This window comes from Stenotrophomonas sp. (genome assembly GCF_035634915.1).
Taxonomy (GTDB): domain Bacteria; phylum Pseudomonadota; class Gammaproteobacteria; order Xanthomonadales; family Xanthomonadaceae; genus Stenotrophomonas.
Genome location: NZ_DASQCB010000010.1, coordinates 148995 through 167862 on the forward strand (window position 1 = coordinate 148995; position 18868 = coordinate 167862).

At 67.9% G+C, this 18868-nt stretch carries 18 protein-coding genes; 9 read left to right on the plus strand and 9 right to left on the minus strand.

The genetic code is table 11. The features are described from left to right. Nucleotides 1–31: 31 nt before the first annotated feature. From VER16_RS08480 to VER16_RS08490, 3 genes are read right to left on the minus strand one after another with little or no spacing between them, the layout of a single operon-like run. Entirely contained in the window at nt 32–277 is a 246-nt protein-coding gene (locus VER16_RS08480) for a DUF6587 family protein (RefSeq protein ID WP_324807147.1), read from the minus strand. Continuing rightward, nucleotides 277–2139, minus strand: coding sequence for a ferrous iron transport protein B (gene feoB, locus VER16_RS08485; protein ID WP_324807149.1), 1863 nt, complete (start codon nt 2137–2139; stop codon nt 277–279). Before feoB ends, VER16_RS08480 begins: the two co-directional genes overlap by 1 nt. Further along, the gene (locus VER16_RS08490) at nt 2136–2390 is read right to left on the minus strand and encodes a FeoA family protein (RefSeq protein WP_324807151.1); all 255 of its coding nucleotides are present in this window, start codon (nt 2388–2390) and stop codon (nt 2136–2138) included. The genes feoB and VER16_RS08490 overlap by 4 nt, the downstream gene beginning before the upstream one ends. Nucleotides 2391–2508: 118 nt before the next feature. Here VER16_RS08490 and VER16_RS08495 point away from each other — a divergent pair, with 118 nt between their 5' ends. From VER16_RS08495 to yeiP, 6 genes are all read left to right on the plus strand, one after another. Further along, nucleotides 2509–3297 carry an enoyl-CoA hydratase-related protein gene (locus VER16_RS08495; RefSeq protein WP_324807153.1) on the plus strand — a complete coding sequence of 263 codons (789 nt, stop codon included), beginning with the start codon at nt 2509–2511 and terminating at the stop codon, nt 3295–3297. A 1-nt stretch (nt 3298) separates the two neighbouring features. Beyond that, complete coding sequence (locus tag VER16_RS08500; protein ID WP_324807155.1) at nt 3299–3685, plus strand: VOC family protein; 387 nt, start codon at nt 3299–3301, stop codon at nt 3683–3685. Nucleotides 3686–3845: 160 nt separating this feature from the next. Next, a complete protein-coding gene (locus VER16_RS08505) occupies nt 3846–4739 on the plus strand; it encodes a hydroxymethylglutaryl-CoA lyase (RefSeq protein ID WP_313179020.1) in 894 nt (297 codons plus the stop codon). Beyond that, nucleotides 4736–7318, plus strand: a complete 2583-nt coding sequence (locus VER16_RS08510; RefSeq protein WP_324807160.1) for a sensor domain-containing protein — start codon at nt 4736–4738, stop codon at nt 7316–7318. The genes VER16_RS08505 and VER16_RS08510 overlap by 4 nt, the downstream gene beginning before the upstream one ends. 112 nt (nt 7319–7430) lie before the next feature. After that, on the plus strand, nt 7431–8201 hold the full coding sequence (locus VER16_RS08515) for an SDR family oxidoreductase (RefSeq protein WP_324807162.1): 771 nt from the start codon (nt 7431–7433) through the stop codon (nt 8199–8201). A 48-nt stretch (nt 8202–8249) separates the two neighbouring features. Continuing rightward, the gene (yeiP, locus tag VER16_RS08520; RefSeq protein WP_079221730.1) at nt 8250–8816 is read left to right on the plus strand and encodes an elongation factor P-like protein YeiP; all 567 of its coding nucleotides are present in this window, start codon (nt 8250–8252) and stop codon (nt 8814–8816) included. Between the two features lie 127 nt (nt 8817–8943). Here the strand turns inward: yeiP and VER16_RS08525 are convergent, their stop codons facing one another. The 4 genes from VER16_RS08525 to VER16_RS08540 form a co-directional block, all read right to left on the minus strand. Next, nucleotides 8944–9408 (minus strand): hypothetical protein, encoded by a 465-nt coding sequence (locus tag VER16_RS08525; RefSeq protein ID WP_324807164.1) that lies wholly within the window; start codon nt 9406–9408, stop codon nt 8944–8946. A gap of 101 nt (nt 9409–9509) precedes the next feature. Beyond that, the gene (locus VER16_RS08530; RefSeq protein ID WP_324807166.1) at nt 9510–11261 is read right to left on the minus strand and encodes a DUF4105 domain-containing protein; all 1752 of its coding nucleotides are present in this window, start codon (nt 11259–11261) and stop codon (nt 9510–9512) included. Nucleotides 11262–11418: 157 nt separating this feature from the next. Next, nucleotides 11419–11718 (minus strand): DUF2388 domain-containing protein, encoded by a 300-nt coding sequence (locus tag VER16_RS08535; RefSeq protein ID WP_079225213.1) that lies wholly within the window; start codon nt 11716–11718, stop codon nt 11419–11421. 63 nt (nt 11719–11781) lie between these two features. Next, a complete protein-coding gene (locus VER16_RS08540) occupies nt 11782–13170 on the minus strand; it encodes an FAD-binding oxidoreductase (RefSeq protein ID WP_324807170.1) in 1389 nt (462 codons plus the stop codon). Between the two features lie 172 nt (nt 13171–13342). Here VER16_RS08540 and serA point away from each other — a divergent pair, with 172 nt between their 5' ends. Beyond that, the gene (serA, locus tag VER16_RS08545; protein ID WP_324807172.1) at nt 13343–14584 is read left to right on the plus strand and encodes a phosphoglycerate dehydrogenase; all 1242 of its coding nucleotides are present in this window, start codon (nt 13343–13345) and stop codon (nt 14582–14584) included. A 125-nt stretch (nt 14585–14709) separates the two neighbouring features. On the opposite strand, the gene VER16_RS08550 is transcribed toward serA, so the two are convergent. Next, nucleotides 14710–15027: a hypothetical protein gene (locus VER16_RS08550; RefSeq protein ID WP_324807174.1), complete on the minus strand. Its 318-nt coding sequence runs from the start codon at nt 15025–15027 to the stop codon at nt 14710–14712. 74 nt (nt 15028–15101) lie between these two features. Beyond that, nucleotides 15102–15716 (minus strand): NUDIX hydrolase, encoded by a 615-nt coding sequence (locus VER16_RS08555; RefSeq protein WP_324807176.1) that lies wholly within the window; start codon nt 15714–15716, stop codon nt 15102–15104. Between the two features lie 130 nt (nt 15717–15846). Between VER16_RS08555 and VER16_RS08560 the strand changes: the two genes are divergently transcribed. Together VER16_RS08560 and VER16_RS08565 are read left to right on the plus strand one after the other, a co-directional pair. Then, nucleotides 15847–17319, plus strand: coding sequence for an amino acid permease (locus tag VER16_RS08560; protein ID WP_324807178.1), 1473 nt, complete (start codon nt 15847–15849; stop codon nt 17317–17319). Nucleotides 17320–17403: 84 nt separating this feature from the next. After that, nucleotides 17404–18831: an amino acid permease gene (locus tag VER16_RS08565; RefSeq protein ID WP_324807180.1), complete on the plus strand. Its 1428-nt coding sequence runs from the start codon at nt 17404–17406 to the stop codon at nt 18829–18831. Nucleotides 18832–18868 lie beyond the last annotated feature (37 nt).

Consider the following 18868-nt stretch of genomic DNA (forward strand, 5'->3'; position numbering starts at 1 on the left):
GCCCGCGCAACGCCGTCGAGCAAGCTCGACGCTACCGCTTGGTCGGCCCGCAGCTGTCACACCCACCACAGGCACCGCCACCACCCGTGCCCGGCGGTGCGATCCTGCGGCCCAGCGCCTGCATCCACGCAGGCCGGCCCGGCTTCAGCAGGGCCAGCGCCAGTGCACCGCGCAGCCGGCGCGTGGTGCCGGGAAACTGCTTCTTCATCACCACCCACACGCTGGCCAGCACGGCCACCGCGACGATGAGGTACTGGATCAGCAGCCCGGCGTCCATCAGCCGCCGCCCAGCGCCACGACCACCTGGTAGGTGATCAGCGCCGCCACATAGGCCGCGGCGAATAGGTACAGCGCCGAGAAGCCCATCGTCTTCCACGAATTGGTTTCGCGCTTGATGGTGGCCAGCGTGGAAATGCACATCGGCGCGTAGATGAACCACACCATCAGCGCCAGGCCGGTGGCCAGCGACCAGCCGTCGGCCACCACCGGCGACAGCGCGGAGATCGCCGCATCGTCATCGGCGGCCGACAAAGCGTAGACCGTGGCCAGCGAGGACACCGCCACTTCGCGTGCCGCCAGGCCGGGAATCAGTGCAATGCAGATCTGCCAGTTGAAGCCCAGCGGCGCGAAGATCGCGGTCATCGCGTGGCCGATCTGGCCGGCGTAGCTGTAATCGATGGCCGGCATGGTGGCGTCGGCCGGTGCGCCGGGGAAGGTCAGCAGCACCCACAGTAGGATGGTCAGGGCCAGGATGATGCCACCGACCCGGCGCAGGAAGATCATCGCGCGCTCGTACAGGCCCACGGCCAGATCGCGCACATGCGGCAGGCGGTAGGACGGCAGCTCCAGCATCAGCGGGTGCTCGCTCTTGTCGCGGCGCCACTTCTTCATCACCCAGGACATCACCAGCGCGCTGAGGATGCCGGCCACGTACAGGCCGAACAGCACCAGGCCCTGCTGGTTGAAAATGCCGACCTTGCCGGCCGGGATGAACGCGCCGATCAGCAGCGCATACACGGGCAACCGTGCCGAACAGGTCATCAGCGGCGCCACCAGGATCGTGGCCAGGCGGTCACGCGGGTCCTGGATGCTGCGGGTGGCCATGATGCCGGGCACCGCGCAGGCGAAGCTGGACAGCAGCGGGATGAACGAACGGCCCGACAGGCCGGCGCCGGCCATCATGCGGTCGAGCAGGAACGCCGCACGCGGCAGATAGCCCGATTCCTCCAGGGCGAGGATGAAGGCGAACAGGATCAGGATCTGCGGCAGGAACACCACCACCCCGCCGAGGCCTGCGATGATGCCTTCGGTCAACAGGCTGGTCAGTGGCCCGGGCGGAAGCACGCCGCCCACGACTTCACCCAGCCAGCCGAAGCCGGCTTCGATGCCATCCATCAGCGGCGTCGCCCAGGCGAACACCGCCTGGAAGATCAGGAACATGACCACCACCAGGGTGACCAGGCCGAACACCGGGTGCAGCAGCCAACGGTCCAGGCTGTCGTCGATCTTCGCGGTGCGCGCCGGCATGGTGACGGCCGACGCAAGAATGTCACGTACCTTGCCGTGATAGTCGATGCCGCCTTCCACCTCCGGCTGCGGCGCATCCAGGTGCGGCACCATCGCATCCAGGCGATCCACCAGCGCCTTGGCACCCTGCTTGCGCACGGCCACGGTTTCCACCACCGGCACGCCGATCCCGCGCTCCAGCGCCGCAACGTCGATCCTGATGCCGCGCCGCTCGGCCGCGTCCACCATGTTCAGCGCGATCACCATCGGCTTGCCCAGCTCGCGCAGCTCCAGCGCGAAACGCAGGTGCAGGCGCAGGTTGGTGGCGTCGATCACGCACAGCAGCACATCCGGCGCGGCCTCGCCGGGGTAGAAGCCGCGGCACAGATCACGGGTGATCGCCTCGTCCAGGCTGGCCGGCTGCAGGCTGTAGGCGCCCGGCAGGTCGAGCACGGCGAATTCGCGCCCGGACGGCGCACGCAGGCGGCCTTCCTTGCGCTCGACGGTGACGCCGGTGTAGTTGGCGACCTTCTGCCGGCTGCCGGTCAGCTGGTTGAACAGGGCGGTCTTGCCGCTGTTGGGGTTTCCGACCAGGGCGATGCGCAGCGGGGCGGCGTTGGCGGCAGCGTTCATGCGCGGCCCTCCGCGGCAGCGGCATCGATGACCACACGCTTGGCTTCACTGATGCGCAGCGCGAACCGGGTGAACCCGACCTGCACCAGCAGGGGTTCACCGCCGATCGGGCCCTTGGCCACCAGGCGCACTTCCTCGCCCTGGACGAAGCCCAGTTCGCGCAGGCGACGGGCAATGGCATCGTTGGCGTGCAGGTCCTGCACGGAATCGACGGTGGCGGAGGCGTGCAGCGGCAGTTCGGACAGCGTCATCTAGCAGATCTCGGCTGGATGTAAATAGTTCTCGATTCTAACATTCCCGCGTCGCGTCATGGCCCGGGGCCCTTGGCCCGCTATGATCCGTACAGGTATGGAGTGACCCCGGATTCCCATGAATGATGCTTTGCTGATCGAGCGCGATGGCGCCGTCCTGACCCTCTGGCTGAACCGGCCGGCGCTGCACAACGCCTTCGACCCCAGCCTGATCGCCCGGCTGACCGCCGCCCTGGAGGCCGCAGGCCGCGACCCGGCCGTGCGCGTGGTGGTCCTGGCCGGCCACGGTGCGTCCTTCTCCGCCGGCGCCGACCTGCAATGGATGCGCGGCATGGCCGCCGCCAGCGAGGCCGAGAACCGCGAGGATTCGCTGGCCCTGGCACGGCTGATGCGGACCCTGGACGAACTGCCCCGGCCGACCCTGGCCCGGGTCCATGGCGCAGCCTTCGGCGGCGGCGTCGGCCTGGTCGCCTGCTGTGACATCGCCATCGCCACGCCCGCCGCCCGTTTCGGCCTGACCGAGAGCCGCCTGGGCCTGCTGCCGGCGGTGATCTCGCCCTACGTGATCGAGGCGATCGGCCCGCGCCAGGCCCGGCGCTGGTTCGCCACCGGCGAGCACTTCGATGCGGACACCGCCCTGCGCATCGGCCTGGTCCACCAGCTGGTGGAGCCCGAGCGCCTGGACGACGCGGTGCAGCGCCAGCTGGCCCTGCTGGACAAGGCCGGCCCGATCGCCTCGGCCTCGGCCAAGGCGCTGGTCCGCCAGGTCCGCGACAGCCATGACCGTGACACGCTGGACCGCGACAATGCCGCGCTCATCGCGCGCCTGCGGGTGTCGGCCGAAGGCCAGGAAGGGCTGGGCGCCTTCCTCGACAAGCGCGCGCCGCACTGGGTCACGGAGGCCTGACATGCTCGACCATATCGGCCTGTGCAGCGCCGACCTGCCCCGCAGCAGGGCGTTCTTCCTGCAGGCACTGGCACCGCTGGGCATCACCCTGGTGATGGAAGTGACCGCCGAACAGACCGGCAGCCATGACCACGTCGGCTTCGGCAGCAACGGCAAGCCCTTCTTCTGGATCGGCAATGGCGGCAGCGCCAGCCAGGGCGTGCACGTGGCGTTTGCCTGCGGCAGCCGTGCCGAGGTCGACGCCTTCCACGCCTCGGCACTGGCCGCCGGGGGCCGCGACAACGGGGCACCGGGCCTGCGCCCGTGGTACCACCCGGACTACTACGCCGCCTTCGTGACCTGCCCGGATGGCAACAACATCGAAGCGGTCTGCCACCGCCCCGCCTGATGCCCGCGCAACACCGTGGCCGCTCCGGCGGCTGATCTGCGTATCCCTGTTGGCAGCCCGGCTGAACCCGGGCCGCTCCCCGTTTTCCAGGACCCCTCGTGACCGCACCCGCTGACGCCCCTGCCGCCCGCCCCGCCCTGCCCACCCTGGAGGTGCGTCGATGAGCGATTTCGTCCGCATCGTCGAAGTGGGCCCGCGTGACGGCCTGCAGAACGAAAAGCAGGCGGTGGCCACCGCCGACAAGATCGCGCTGATCGACCGTCTGTCCGCCACGGGCCTGCGCACCATCGAGGCCACCAGCTTCGTCAGCCCGCGCTGGGTGCCGCAGCTGGCCGACGCCGCCGAGGTCTATGCCGGCATCGACCGCCGCCCCGGTATCGCCTACCCGGTGCTGGTACCCAACGAGCAGGGCTATGACCGCGCCCGCGCCGTCGGCGTGCAGGAGGTGGCGGTGTTCACTGCCGCCTCCGAAGCCTTCAACCGCACCAATACCAATGCCGGCATCGACGAGTCGCTGGCGCGCTTCGCGCCGATCCTGCGCCGCGCCGCCGAAGACGGCGTGCGCGTGCGCGGCTACGTCTCGACCGTGCTCGGCTGCCCCTACCAGGGCGAGGTGCCGCTGGCCGACGTGGTACGGGTGGCGCGCGCCCTGCATGGAATGGGCTGCTACGAAATCTCGCTGGGCGACACCATCGGCGTGGGCACGCCGCACAAGGCGCGCGCCATGTTGAAAGCGGTCGCGGCTGAGATTCCGATGGACGCGCTGGCCGTGCACTTCCACGATACCTACGGCCAGGCCATCGCCAACATCGCCAGCTGCCTGGAGGAAGGCGTGCGCGTGGTCGACAGCGCGGTGTCCGGCGCCGGCGGCTGCCCCTATGCCAAGGGCGCCAGCGGCAACGTGGCCAGCGAGGACGTGGTCTACCTGCTGCAGGGCCTGGGCCTGGAATGCGGCGTGGATCTGCCGGCGCTGGCGGAAACCGGGCGCTGGCTGGCCGGCCTGCTGGGGCGCGCCACCGCAAGCCGGGTCGGGCAGGCCCTGGCGGCGACATGAACAACAGCGGCCCGCGCGACGTCCCGGCCTACGGCGAAGCATCCGCCGTGACCGACGACGCGCTGGCCGCACTGCAGGCCGCACTGGCCGGTGCCCCACCCTCAGCGCAGGCCCGGCTGCTGCGCCAGGCGATGGAGGCACTGATCGACGCCCGCCTGCGCATGGGGGAGGCGCAGGAACGCTACGCCGCGCTGTTCGATGCGGTACCCGACCCGGTCAGCATCCTCAGCGCCGATGGCGTGGTGCTGGACGTCAACCGTGCCGGCGTCCACGCCTACGACCGGCCGCGCGAGGCCATCATTGGCCAGCCCATCGAGCTGCTCAATCCGGACCTGCCCAGCGACCACCTGGAGCCGGTGTGGGAAGCCCTCAACCGCGGCGACACCTACGTCATCGAAGTGACCAACATGCGCGGCGACGGCAGCCGCTTCCCGGTGGAGGTGCACTCGGCGGGCTTCCAGGACCATGGCCAGCCCTGCATCGTGGCGGTGGCGCGCGACCTCAGCGGGCGCTGGCGGGCCGAATCGCGTTACCGGCTGCTGATGGAATCCATCGACAAGGGCGTGATCCTGTTTGACCGCGACCTGCGCGTGATCTCGGCCAACCCGGCCGCACACCGCATCCTCGGCATCAACGGCAGCGCCAGCGGCAATGGCTTCCATGCCCTGCTAGACCCCGAGGCGTGGCTGATCGTGGACGAACGCGGCAATACCCTCACCGAGGCACAGTGGCCGACCCGCCGCTGCTTCCAGGCCGGCCGGGTGATCCGCAGCACCATCATCGGCCTGTACCACCGCCCCCGTGGACGCATGCTGTGGCTGTCCACCACCAACGTGCCCGTCTTCGGCACCGGCTGCGACCAGGCCGACCATGTCTATTCGATGTTCAGCGACATCACCGAACTCAAGCGCAACAACACGCTGTTCGCGCGGGCGCAATCGCTGGCACACATCGGTGGCTGGGAATGGGACCGTGGCCTGCAGCGCCTGTACCTGACCGACGAGGCGCGGCGCATCCTCGGCCAGCCCGACGAACTGCAGGACATGACCGACCTGCTTGACTGCCTGCGCAGTGACGACCGCGCGGCCCTGCAGCAGGCGTTGGCCGACACCATCGAACACCGCAGCAGCTTCGGACTGGAGCTGCAGGGCCAGCGCCGTGATGGGCACTCGTTCTGGATCCGGATGATCGGCGAGGTCTCCACCGGTGATGTCGACGCTGCGCGCATCACCGGCACCGTGCAGGACATCACCGAGCGCAAGCAGGCCGAGGAAACGCTGCGCGTACAGGCCCGCACCGACCCACTGACCGGAATCATGAACCGCGATGCGGTACTCACCGACCTGGGCGTGCGCATGCTCAGCCCCGGCCATGACCGGGTGGCCGTGCTGTACATCGACCTGGACCGCTTCAAGGTGGTCAACGACCTGCTGGGCCACAACGCCGGCGACGAACTGCTGATCGAGGCCACCCGCCGCATCGGCAAGGCCATCGGCACCGAGGGCCTGCTCGCCCGCTTCGGTGGCGACGAATTCCTGGTGATCTGCGACCTGCGCGACCAGCCCGACCAGGCCGAGCAGCTGGCCGAACGCATCACCGCCGCATTCGCCTCGCCCTTCCAGCTGGGCAGCGACGAATTCCAGGTGACCGCCAGCATCGGCATCGCCAAGGCGCCCGGCGATGGCGACCGCCCGCAGCAGCTGATCCAGAACGCCGACACGGCCATGTACGAGTGCAAACGCCGCACCCGCAACGGCTGGCAGGTGTTCTCGCAGGAACTGGCCGAGCGCCAGAATGATCGGCTGCAGATCGAAAGCCGCCTGCACAAGGCGCTGGACGCCGACGAGTTCCACCTGGTCTACCAGCCGCAGATCAACCTGCGCACCGGCGCCATCACCGGCTGCGAAGCGCTGATGCGCTGGCACAACGAACAACTGGGGCAGATGCGCCCGGATCTGTTCATCGGCCACGCCGAGCATACCGGCGACATCGTGCGCATCGGCCAGTGGGCGCTGCGCGAAGCCTGCCGCCAGGTGCGGCAATGGCAGGACGACGGCCTGGCGACGATGCGGGTAGCGGTCAACGTGTCCTGGCGCCAGTTTGTCGGCGAGGACCTGGCCCGCTGGGTGCGCCAGGTCCTGGATGAATTCAACCTGCCCGGCAGCGTGCTGGAACTGGAGTTCACCGAGCGGGTGCTGATCGAGGATGCGCCGGACACGCTGCGCACCTTCGCCCGCCTGCGCGAAATGGGGGTGATGCTGACCATCGACGATTTCGGCGAGGGCTACAGCGCGCTGAACTACCTGCGCCGGCTGCCGATCCATGGACTGAAGCTGAGCCAGCTGTTCGTCGAGGGCATTCCGCGCAACCGTTCGGACGTGGCGGTCTGCGAGGCGGTCTGCGCGATCGCCCGCAGCCTGGGCCTGGGGGTGGTGGCCGAGGGCGTGGAAACAGAGGCCCAGCGCCAGTGCCTGCTGGGCCTGGGGGTCACCATCGGCCAAGGCTTCCTGTTCGCACCGGGCCTGCCTGCGGACGAATTCCAGCGACGCCTGCGCCGGCGCGACCTACCGAATATGTAGAGTCGAGCCATGCTCGACTGCCCTGCCCCCGCCTCCAATTGCAGCAGCGCACAACGGCGCGTGTCGTGGCTTCCGTTAGAATCGGCGGTTCTCGAACCTGCAGGACCGTTCAATGCAGCTGTCTTCCGTACGTGCCGTGATCACCGGCGGCGTTTCCGGCCTCGGCCTGGCCGTGGCCCAGCACCTGGTCGCCCACGGCGGCAAGGTCGCCCTGTTCGACCTCAACGACGACAAGGGCGCAGCCGCCGTGGTCGAGCTGGGTGCTGACAAGGCCCGATATTTCAACGTCAACGTCAGCGATGAAGCGGCGGTGGCCGCGGCCATCGACCAGGCCCACGACTTCCTCGGCGGCCTGAACGTGGCGATGAACTGCGCCGGCATCCTCGGCGCCGGCCGCGTGCTGGGCAAAGAGGGCCCGATGCCGCTGGCCGGTTTCCAGGGCACGGTCATGGTCAACCTGGTTGGCAGCTTCAACGTGGCCAAGGCCGCGGCCAACCGCATGCAGCACAACGAGGCCGGCGACGACGGCGAGCGCGGCGTGATCATCAACACCGCCAGCATCGCCGCCTACGAAGGCCAGATCGGCCAGGCCGCCTATGCGGCCAGCAAGGGTGGCGTGGTCTCTATGACCCTGCCGATGGCGCGCGAACTGTCGCGTTTCGGCATCCGCGTCAATACGATTGCACCGGGCGTGTTCTGGACGCCGATGGTGGACGGCATGCCGGAGGCCGTGCAGCAGTCGCTGGCTGCCTCCATCCCGTTCCCCTCGCGCCTGGGCAAGCCGGAGGATTTCGCCAGCCTGGTCGGGTTCATTCTCGGCAACACCTATCTCAACGGCGAGACCATCCGCCTGGACGGCGCTACCCGCCTCGCTCCGAAGTGATTCCCCCGGGCGCCGGGACGGCGCCCTCCCCCAACGACCAACAACATCATGAAAGCCAACGACATCAAGAAGGGCAACGTCGTCGAGTACAACAACGGCGTCTACCAGATCCGCGACATCGAGCGCAGTTCGCCGCAGGGTCGCGGCGGCAACGTCCGCTTCCGCTTCATCATGTACAGCGTGCCGGGCGGCAACAAGCTCGACGCCAGCTTCGACGCCGACGACAACCTGGTCGAAGTCGAACTGCTGCGCCGCCAGTCCACCTATTCGTACAAGGACGGCGATGCCTTCGTGTTCCTCGATGACGAGGACTACACCCCTTACACCCTTGACGCCGACGTGATCGGTGACGACGCCGGCTACATCACCGACGGCCTGACCGGCATCTACGTGCAGGTCATCGACGAGCAGCCGGTGGCGATCCAGCTGCCCGCCTCGGTGGTGCTGGAAGTGATCGAGACCCCGCCGGAACTGAAGGGCGGCACCGCCACCAAGCGCCCGAAGCCGGCCAAGCTGAACACCGGCATCGAGATCATGGTTCCGGAATACATCGCCAACGGTGAGCGCGTGCTGGTGAACACCGCCACCGGCGAATTTGCCGGCCGCGCCGACTAAGTGCCCCGCGCCGGGCTTGGCCCGGCGCTACCGCCGTCTGTAGAGCCGAGCCCATGCTCGGCTGCTTCTGCTGATGCATCGCGGGCGAAGCACAGCCGAGCATGGGCTCGGCTCTACAGAATTGCGCTTATTTGGCGCCGAAGTTGCCGCAGCCGTGGTACTGGTGCGCGCCGATGGTCAACATCGCCTTGGCCTCGAATGATTCGCCGCTCATGCCGTCCTGGCAGGTGGTGCGCTGGAAGCTCAGCTTGATGGGCGTGCCATCGGCGGCCTTGCCGGCCCAGCCATCGGCGCCCGCGGTGGGTGCGGCAACCTGGAAACGGCGCTCGCCATAGTCCACCTCGACCTCCAGGCCTGGCGCCTCGCCATCAACCACCGCCAGCCAGCCGGGTTCGTTGCCGCTGGCACGGAACGCCGCGGTGCCCGCACTGCCGTTGCCTTCGGTTTCGCTTGCGGCGGCACTGTCCGCCGCCGGCTCAGGCACAGGCGCTGGCAGGTCGGCGCTTGCCGCTGCGGCGGGCGCTGGTGCCGGCTGGCACGCGGTGAGGATGATGCCCAGGGAGGCAGCCAACAGGCTGAGAGCTGTACGCATCGCTCGACTCCTTGTCGATACTGCTGAGGACACCTGACCGTACCACCTTGGCAACGGCAGGGCCTGAAAGCCGCCTGACCGCAGCCCCGCGCGCGCGACGATCAGCGAACGGCCACGCCCGCTGCCTGCTCCCGCAGTCGATACCCAAGCGCGGCCAGGTTGGCATCGATGTCGTCCAGCTCCTGCCGTTGTCCTTCAGGCAGCTCTGCCCGCAGTTGCTGGCGCAGCGACTTCCAGGCGGGTACGGCCGCGGCACTGGCGGCGGACACGGCCCCGGCAACCACGGCCTGTTCCTCGGCCAGCGGCAATCCGTAACCGGCTTCGGCCAGCACCCGGCCTGGCCGCAGCCACTGCCCGCTCTGTTCCAGCAGGCCACGCAGTTGGGTGGTTGCCGGGCCATCCGGCGCCGCCAGCAGGCGACGCTTCAAGGTATCGCGCGCACGAAGCTCGGCACGGCGCTGCGCGGCCTGCTCCAGCAGCAGCAATCCGGCACTGGCGCGCACATCCCCCTGCTGCAGCCACGGAGCGCGCTGCCGCGCGGGCAGCTTCAGCCAGCCGCGCACGTCTGCGGCCGGCAAAGCGATCTGTGCCGCCGCGACCGCAAACAGCTGCTGATAATGATCGCGAGCCGATGCGAAGTAGTAGCCCTGCGCCTGCGCGTCGGCACGATCATCCAGCACCTGCCCATCCAGCACGTCCAGGCGCGCCAGCCGACGGCGCAGGCCGCGTGGGGTCAGCTGCGCCAGGCCCGCCTTGCCAAGCCGAGGCACGCCGGCCTGCAGCAGCTTGGCCGTTTCCACCGCACAGTTGTTGCTGACGAAGTAATAGCGCCCGTCATAACTCCAGTGCACCTGCGCAGTCCGCTCGAGCAGGCTGGCAATCTCGCTGCGGTCGAGCTTCAACGGCAGCGACTGCAGGCCGCGCAGCTCGACCTTGGTGTACTCATCCACCACCTGCTGCAGCGGCAGCACGAACAAGCGTGAGGGGTAACCACCGGTCAGGCCCCGCCAGTTGGAGATCTGCACATCGCCGACGAACGCGCGGAAGGACAGGACACGGTGGTATTCCAGATCCAGCCGGCAATCGGGTCCCGGCACGCGGCCCGGGCGGCAGATCACCAGCCGCAGCATGCTGTGGCCCCAGCGGCTCATCGGCTGCGCACTGCCCTCGGCGAACAGGTAGTCCACGGCATAGACGCGCGACGGGTCCAGCTGCAGCAGCGACGCGGCGCCCTCCTCCGCGTCGGCCTGCAGCAGCGGCACGGTACGCTCGCACTGCGGCGTCGGCAGCGACGGCGGCGTCCCGAAATGTTGCTGGTACCACTGCGCCACGGCCGGCCGGCGACAGGCGAATTCGGGATCGAGGACGAAGCGCTCGGCGTTCACCGCCAGGTATTCGGCGGGGTCCTGCAGCTCGTAGGGATCGGGACTGCGGTCGCTGAAATGATTGGCGCCATGCCCGAGGTGCCACGGCCTGCGCTGCCAACCGGCCAGGTCACGCCAGCGCGCGCTGCGCGACCAGTTCGCGCCGCTGCGGTCGGCAACGTGGGTCAGCTCATGGATCAGCGCGCTGCGGCGCGCACGGCGCGCACCGGCCTGGCTGTCATCCAGCAGGTCCAGGCGCAGGGCGATGCGCCCGGCGAATGTGCGGCCGTGTACCTGTGCCGGCAGATCATCGCGCCACGACACCCGCACCTGCGCGGGCAAGGCACGCAGCAGGCCATCGGGCAGCAGCGCCTGCACGTCGTTCAGCGTCTGCCGGGCGAGCTGCTGTTGCGGCTCGCTCAGTCCGGCCGGATCGAGCTGCAGGCGATCGGCGGCGTGCGCAGCATGCGCGATCAGCAGTAGAGCCACGCCATGCGTGGCTGCCGCGATCGACCGCCTGCGCCCGGCGCGTTTCTGAAGCGCCGAGCCATGCTCGGCTGCCGTTGCCGTGCGTCCGCGTTGCAGGTCCAGCCGAGCATGGCTCGGCTCTACAGGGAGCGATGCCAGGCCTGTCACGCGACGTGGATCAACGCGCCAGCAGCGCGCGGGCCAGCTGCAGGTCGCTCTGCTGCTGGGCAGCGGCATCCTGCTCGCGCAGATGCACCAGCGCCGCCTGCAGGCGCGCGCCACGGATCTGGCCATCGCTGGCAACAAAGGCGGCGGCGTCATCGCGCGCCGCCAGCACCACCTTGTCATCCCCGGAGCTGCTGCCCGAGGAGCCGGATGAGGCACCGGTGGCCGAACCCGCCGAGGTGCCGGCGAAGCTGGAAGCGAAGCCGGCCAGCGGCAGGGACAGCAGGGCAAGCAGCAGAAGCGGACGGGTCATCGTGGTCTGGCCATCAAAGGGAGTAGCGTGGAGCGTAATGGTTGCGTGAAGTCTTTGCCTGCATCAGACGTCGAACAGCTTGCCGGGATTCAGCAGCGCTTCGGGATCGAACGCGCGCTTGACCGCCTTCATCAGCGCGATTTCGGCCGACCCGCGGGTGCTGTCCAGGTAGCCTTTCTTGACCAGGCCGATGCCATGCTCGGCCGAAATACTGCCATCAAACCGGGCCAGCACCTGCGCCAGCAGCTTGGTCACGTGCTCGCACTGGGTTACGAAATCCCCGTCACTGGTGTCATCCGGCTTCAGTACGTTGATGTGCAGGTTGCCGTCGCCGATGTGCCCGAACCAGACGACGTCGAAGTGCGGGTACGCCTGCCCGATCAACGCCTGGGTCTCGGCCAGGAACGCCGGCATGGCCGAGATCCGCACCGAGACATCGTTCTTGTAGGGCTTGTAGCGCGCCACCGCCTCGGTGATGCCCTCGCGCAGGCGCCACAGCTGAGCGGCCTGGGCGTCGCTGGCGCTGATCACGCCATCGCTGACCCAGCCATTGCCCATGCAGTCCTCGAAGGCCGCCATGGCCGCTGCCTCCTGCGCCTGGTCATTGGCGGCGAATTCGGTGACCACGTAATACGGGTGCACCTCGTCGAACGGCGCCTGTGCACCGTGCGCCAGCACGTGTTCGAGCGCGCGCTCGGTGAAGAACTCGAAGGCCTGCAGCTGCAGGCGCGCACGGAACGCCGCAAACACCTGCATCAGCACATCGAAGCTGGGCACCGCCAGCAGCATCACGTTGCTGGCCGGCGGCGGGTCGGTCAGCTTCACCGTGGCTTCGACGATCACGCCCAGCGTACCCTCCGAGCCGATCATCAGCTGGCGGAAGTCGTAGCCGCTGGAATTCTTGATCAGGCCCTTGTTGAGTTCCAGCAGTTCACCGCTGGCGGTAACCACCTTCAGCCCGGCGATCCATTCGCGGGTATTGCCGTAGCGGATCACGCGGATGCCGCCGGCATTGGTGGCGATGTTGCCGCCGATCGAGCACGAGCCGCGCGCGGCGAAATCCACCGGATAGATCAGGCCGTGTTCCAGCGCCGCATTGTGCAGCGCCTCCAGCGGCATGCCCGCCTGGACCACCAGGGTACGGTCGACGGCATCGTAGGCCAGCGCCTTGTTCATCCGTTCCAGGCTGAGCACCAGCTCGCCGTTGGCCGCCACCGCGCCCCCGGACAGGCCGGTGCGGCCGCCTGACGGCACCACCGCCACGCCCTCGGCCGCGCTCCAGCGCATCACCGCCTGCACCTCCTCCACCGTGGCCGGCAGGGCGATGGCCAGCGGCGCCGGCGTCCAGCGCCGGGTCCAGTCGCGGCCGTAATGCTCCAGGTCGGCAGGGTCGGTCTTCAGCTTCAGGCCGGGACAGGCCTGCTGCAGCGAGGCGATGCGGGAATCGGTCATGACGGTCCGGCGCGGTGCGTGAAGAACGGGCAAGCGTGCCAGCGGCGCGGCCCAGCGTCCAGCCCCGTCAAGCGGCAGGGAATGGCTACGAATGCAACTATTTCCGCACTGCACCATGGCCCCGGCGATCTGGCATAGTGGTCAGCCCCTGTCCCACTGGCCGTGCCGCACCATGTCGCCGAAGAAGACCTCGTTCCCCAAGCAGGATATCCGCGTGCTGTTGCTGGAGGGGGTCAGCCAGACCGCCGTGGAGGTGTTCACCGCCGCCGGCTACAGCCAGATCGAAGCGCACACCAAGGCCCTGCCCGAGGATGAACTGAAGGCGCGCATCGCCGAAGCGCACATCGTGGGCATCCGCTCGCGGACCCAGCTCAGCGCCGAGGTACTGGCCGAAGCCAAGCGCCTCATCGCGGTGGGCTGCTTCTGCATCGGCACCAACCAGGTCGACCTGGATGCGGCCGAACTGGCCGGCATCCCGGTGTTCAACGCCCCCTATTCCAACACCCGCAGCGTGGCCGAGCTGGTGATTGCCGAGGCGATCATGCTGACCCGTGGCATTCCGCAGAAGAACGCCGAATGCCATCGCGGCGGCTGGTCGAAGTCGGCCAGCGGCAGCCATGAAGTGCGTGGCAAGACCCTGGGCATCATCGGCTACGGCCACATCGGCACCCAGGTCGGCGTGCTGGCTGAATCGCTGGGCATGCAGGTGATCTTCCACGACGTGGAAACCAAGCTGTCGCTGGGCAATGCCCGTGCTGCGGCCAGCCTGGACGACCTGCTGGCGCGCGCCGACATCGTCACCCTGCACGTGCCGGAAACCCCGTCCACGCAATGGATGATCGGTGCCACCGAGCTGGCGAAGATGCGCCCCGGCGCGCACGTGATCAATGCCGCGCGCGGCACCGTGGTCGACATCGACGCCCTGGACGCCGCGCTGGCCAGCGGCCACATCGGCGGCGCCGCGCTGGACGTATTCCCCATTGAACCCAAGGGCAACGGCGATGTCTTCGAATCGCCGCTGACCCGCCACGACAACGTGATCCTGACGCCGCATGTGGGCGGCAGCACGCTGGAAGCACAGGACAACATCGGCATCGAGGTCGCGGCCAAGCTCGTGCGCTACAGCGACAACGGCAGCACCCTGTCAGCGGTCAACTTCCCGGAAGTAACCCTGCCCGAGCACGCCGACAGCCTGCGCCTGCTGCACATCCACCAGAACGTGCCGGGCGTGCTGTCCAAGGTCAACGAGATCTTCTCGCGGCACAACGTCAACATCGACGGCCAGTTCCTGCGCACCGACCCGAAGGTGGGCTATGTGGTGATCGACATCACCGCCAGCGAGGAACAGGCCGGCGCCGTGCGTGACGAACTGGCCGCGATCCCAGGCACGCTGCGCACGCGCATTCTGTACTGAGCAAGGCGTCGCCGGGCATGCCCCGGTGGATTGCTTCCGGCATCGCGCCATCCACGCATGGCGTGGATCTACTGGCGTTTCGCGCGATCCCGCAGTAGATCCACGCCATGCGTGGATGGAACACCTCAGAACCTTACGGCGTGGAGGTTCTTGTAAAAGTCCCAATGGATCAGAACCCTGTCTTCCATCGACAGGAACAGCGTATCGACGAAATCCAGCTCATCGGCATGAACCAGCCAGTCCTGCAGGCGGGTGCCCAGCGAAGGTACCGCCCCATCCACCTGGACAACCGTCAACGCAGCGTCGCTTGGCAAGCCAACAGCATCTGCAATGGCGCTCAACTCCTGCGCCAGCCGCTCCCGCCCCACCCCGGGGACCTCCAGGCGTGATGGCACGCGCTCCCAGTCGATGGATGTGATGACTGGCAATGCAGCCTTGATCATCGCAAGGGCAGCATCCTGCTTCGCCTCGCCACACGCATGAGCCGCAACAAACGCGGCACAGCCGTCCGAGAGCATCAACGCGCCAACCACCGGCGCGCCATGCGCTGCATCGATTCGTCCGATTCCGGGTCCGCGGCGACCTCGGCCACCGGCCGCCAGGCCAGCTCCAGCGATTCCTCGCTGAGTACGAAGGCCTCGCCACCCAGCGCGCGGATCACGAAACGCACGTCGTAGTGCCAATGCCCCGGTACGTCCTTGCGCTCCGGAATCCAATGCTTGTCCAGATCGAAGATGGCCGGGTCTTCCAGCACCAGGCCGCTCAGGCCGGACTCCTCCTCGGCTTCCTTCAGCGCGACCTGGGCCAGGTCGCGGTCGCCGTCGGCGTGGCCGCCCAGCTGCAGCCAGCGCTGCAGCTTGCGGTGGTGGGTCAGCAGCAGGCGCTGGCCGTCGGCGCTGACCAGCCAACAGCTGGCAGTGAAGTGACCGGCCAGCCGTTCGCGCCGGAACGGATCTTCCGGATCGTCCAGCAATGTGCCGAATTCGGCAGCCAGTGCGTCGTGGGCCGGCTCACGGCGGGCATAGTCCCGCAGCAGGCCACGCAGGCGATCGTCAAGCACGGCAAGGGTTTCGGCGGTCTGGCTCATGAATGGGCGGCGTTTGGAAAAATACTGCTCATTATCGCCGTTCATTGTTGCGATTGCGCTTGTGCGGTGCCTTCAGCATTGGCTAAGGTACAGCGGGCCGTTCGCACGGCCTTCACCATTCCAGGCCGCCGGCAACGCATCGGCGGCCCCAATCCGATCATCAGGAAAGTTCTGCATGCTGAAAGCACTGTTGAGGGTCAAGCCGGTTCAACCGGCCGGGCACGTCGATGCCGGCGAACCCATCGAAGGCAGCCTGGACGGCGAAGCCACGTTGAAACGGACCCTCACGGCCAAACACCTCATCATGCTCGGCATCGGTGCGGTGATCGGCGCAGGCATCTTCGTGCTGACCGGCCAGGCTGCCGCCAACCACGCCGGTCCGGCGGTCATGCTCTCGTTCGTCATAGCCGGCTTCGCCTGCGCGCTGGCAGGCCTGTGCTATGCCGAATTCGCCGCGATGATGCCGGTTTCCGGCAGCGCCTACTCCTATTCCTACGCCACCCTGGGCGAAGGCATGGCCTGGTTCATCGGTTGGTGCCTGGTGCTGGAATACCTGTTCGCTTCGGCTTCGGTCGCGGTGGGCTGGTCGGCCTACCTCATCAGCTTCCTCACCACCACGCTGCACATGCCCTTCCCCGAAGCGCTCAGTGCCGCCCCCATCGCCTGGACCGGCAGTGAGTTCGTCTCCTCCGGCACGCTGTTCAACCTGCCGGCGGTGCTGATCATCGCCGCGGTGTCGGGCCTGCTGTACGTCGGCGTGACCCAGTCGGCCTTCGTCAACGCGATCATCGTGGCCATCAAGGTCACCGTCATCTGCCTGTTCATCGGCATCGGCGCGGCGCACATCGATCCGGGCAACTGGCACCCCTTCATCCCTGAAAACACCGGCCCGGGCGAATTCGGCTGGAGCGGCATCTTCCGCGCCGCCACCATCGTGTTCTTCGCCTACATCGGCTTCGATGCGGTCTCCACCGCCGCCGGCGAAACCAAGGACCCGCAGCGCAACATGCCGATCGGCCTGCTCGGCTCGCTGGCCGTGTGCACCATCGTCTACATCATCGTCTGCGCGGTGCTGACCGGCATGATGCCCTACCACCTGCTGGGCACCGACAAGCCGGTGGCCACTGCGCTGGAAGGCTACCCGCAGCTGGCGTGGCTGAAGACCGCGGTCGAGATCGGCGCCATCGCCGGCCTCTCCTCGGTGATCCTGGTGATGATGATGGGCCAGACCCGCATCGCCTACACGATCTCTCGCGACGGCCTGCTGCCGAAGTTCTTCGGCAAGGTCCACGCCCGCTTCCGCACCCCGTACTGGGCCACGATCGTGGTCGGCGTGATCGCCGCGGCGCTGGCCGGCCTGGTGCCGCTGAACGTGCTGGGTGAACTGGTCTCGATGGGCACCCTGCTGGCCTTCGCCACCGTCTGCATCGGCGTGCTGGTCCTGCGCTACAGCAAGCCGGAACTGCACCGCCCGTTCCGCGTGCCGGCGGTCTGGATCATCTGCCCGCTGGGCGCAGCCACCTGCCTGTTCCTGTTCTGGCAGGCGTTCGTGGTGCACTGGCACCTGTTCGTCGGCTGGACCGTGCTGGGCCTGCTGATCTACCTCGGCTACGGCATCCGCAACAGCAAGCTGGCCAAATCTTCCTGATCCGCCTACGGGCCGGCCCCTGTGCCGGCCCGTCCGTTTTCCCCCGCGCGCCTGTAACGGCGCGCTTCGACAAGAACGATATCCATGTTCAAGCAACTGTGGGCCACCAAGCACCCGCATGCCGCCCATGAAGACGCCAACGGGCTCAGCCTGCGTCGCCACCTCGGCCCCTGGGGCCTGACCGCCCTGGGCATCGGCGCGGTCATCGGCGGCGGCATCTTCGTCATCACCGGCCAGGCCGCAGCCAACCACGCCGGCCCGGCCATCATGCTGTCCTTCGTGCTGGCCGCCGTCTGCTGCGCCTTCTGCGCGCTGGCCTACGCCGAGTTCGCCTCGATGGTGCCGGTGTCCGGCAGTGCCTACACCTATACCTACGCTACCTTCGGCGAGCTTGCGGCCTGGTTCATCGGATGGATGCTGGTGCTGGAGTACGGCGTATCGGCCTCGGCGGTGGCGGTGAGCTGGACAGGCTACTTCCTCAGCCTGCTCAGCCAGTTCGACATCCACCTGCCACCGGCCCTGGTCAGTGCACCACTGGACGCACAGCTGCGACCCACGGGGGCCATCGCCAACCTGCCGGCAGCCGGACTGGTGCTGCTGCTGACCTGGCTGTGCTACGTCGGCATCAGCAAATCCTCGGCGATGAACATGGCGATGGTCGTGCTGAAGACCGGCCTGATCATTCTGGTCATCGTGGTCGGCTGGAAGTACGTGGACACCAGCAACTGGACCCCGTTCATCCCGGCCAACGAAGGCCCGGGCAAGTACGGCATGGAAGGCGTGCTGCGCGGCGCGGCGATGGTGTTCTTTGCCTATATCGGCTTCGAAGCGGTGTCGGTGGCGGCGCAGGAATCGAAGAACCCGCAGCGTGACATGCCCTTCGGCATGATGCTGTCACTGGCGATCTGCACGGTGCTGTACATCGCCATGGCGGCGGTGATGACCGGCCTGGTGCCTTACCCGCTGCTGGGCACCGACGAACCGGTGGTGACCGCCGTGGCCGCGCACCCGCAACTGGGCTGGCTGCGCTGGGTAGTCGAGGTCGGCGCCCTGATCGGCCTGTCCTCGGTGGTACTGGTGATGATCATCGGCCAGCCGCGCATCTTCATGATCATGGGCCGCGACGGCCTGCTGCCGCCGGTGTTCACCAGGATCCACCCGAAGTACCGCACCCCGCACATCAACACGGTCATCACCGGCATCGGCATCGCCCTGCTGGCGGCGCTGTTCCCGCTGGACATCCTCGGCGAACTGACCTCGATGGGCACACTGATCGCGTTCGCGGCAGTGTGCGCGGGCGTACTGATCCTGCGCCGTACGCAGCCGGACCTGCCGCGTCCGTTCCGCATGCCGATGGCGTGGCTGATCTGCAGCCTGGGCGTGCTGAGCTGCCTGGCGCTGCTGTCGGCGATGACGCTGCACAACTGGATGCTGATGGGCGTGTGGACGGTGGTCGGGTTCGTGATCTATTTCGGTTACGGGTTCAGGCACAGCCGCCTGCGGGGTCAGTAAGGGTTTTTTGTTTTGCAGGGCCTGCGGCCCTGCACCT

What these genes read in the sequence shown, in the direction of transcription:
- VER16_RS08480 (WP_324807147.1), bottom strand. Translation starts at nt 277, where the DNA reads ATGGACGCCGGGCTGCTGATCCAGTACCTCATCGTCGCGGTGGCCGTG.
- feoB (WP_324807149.1), bottom strand. Translation starts at nt 2,139, where the DNA reads ATGAACGCTGCCGCCAACGCCGCCCCGCTGCGCATCGCCCTGGTCGGA.
- VER16_RS08490 (WP_324807151.1), bottom strand. Translation starts at nt 2,390, where the DNA reads ATGACGCTGTCCGAACTGCCGCTGCACGCCTCCGCCACCGTCGATTCC.
- VER16_RS08495 (WP_324807153.1), top strand. Translation starts at nt 2,509, where the DNA reads ATGAATGATGCTTTGCTGATCGAGCGCGATGGCGCCGTCCTGACCCTC.
- VER16_RS08500 (WP_324807155.1), top strand. Translation starts at nt 3,299, where the DNA reads ATGCTCGACCATATCGGCCTGTGCAGCGCCGACCTGCCCCGCAGCAGG.
- VER16_RS08505 (WP_313179020.1), top strand. Translation starts at nt 3,846, where the DNA reads ATGAGCGATTTCGTCCGCATCGTCGAAGTGGGCCCGCGTGACGGCCTG.
- VER16_RS08510 (WP_324807160.1), top strand. Translation starts at nt 4,736, where the DNA reads ATGAACAACAGCGGCCCGCGCGACGTCCCGGCCTACGGCGAAGCATCC.
- VER16_RS08515 (WP_324807162.1), top strand. Translation starts at nt 7,431, where the DNA reads ATGCAGCTGTCTTCCGTACGTGCCGTGATCACCGGCGGCGTTTCCGGC.
- yeiP (WP_079221730.1), top strand. Translation starts at nt 8,250, where the DNA reads ATGAAAGCCAACGACATCAAGAAGGGCAACGTCGTCGAGTACAACAAC.
- VER16_RS08525 (WP_324807164.1), bottom strand. Translation starts at nt 9,408, where the DNA reads ATGCGTACAGCTCTCAGCCTGTTGGCTGCCTCCCTGGGCATCATCCTC.
- VER16_RS08535 (WP_079225213.1), bottom strand. Translation starts at nt 11,718, where the DNA reads ATGACCCGTCCGCTTCTGCTGCTTGCCCTGCTGTCCCTGCCGCTGGCC.
- VER16_RS08540 (WP_324807170.1), bottom strand. Translation starts at nt 13,170, where the DNA reads ATGACCGATTCCCGCATCGCCTCGCTGCAGCAGGCCTGTCCCGGCCTG.
- serA (WP_324807172.1), top strand. Translation starts at nt 13,343, where the DNA reads ATGTCGCCGAAGAAGACCTCGTTCCCCAAGCAGGATATCCGCGTGCTG.
- VER16_RS08550 (WP_324807174.1), bottom strand. Translation starts at nt 15,027, where the DNA reads ATGATCAAGGCTGCATTGCCAGTCATCACATCCATCGACTGGGAGCGC.
- VER16_RS08555 (WP_324807176.1), bottom strand. Translation starts at nt 15,716, where the DNA reads ATGAACGGCGATAATGAGCAGTATTTTTCCAAACGCCGCCCATTCATG.
- VER16_RS08560 (WP_324807178.1), top strand. Translation starts at nt 15,847, where the DNA reads ATGCTGAAAGCACTGTTGAGGGTCAAGCCGGTTCAACCGGCCGGGCAC.
- VER16_RS08565 (WP_324807180.1), top strand. Translation starts at nt 17,404, where the DNA reads ATGTTCAAGCAACTGTGGGCCACCAAGCACCCGCATGCCGCCCATGAA.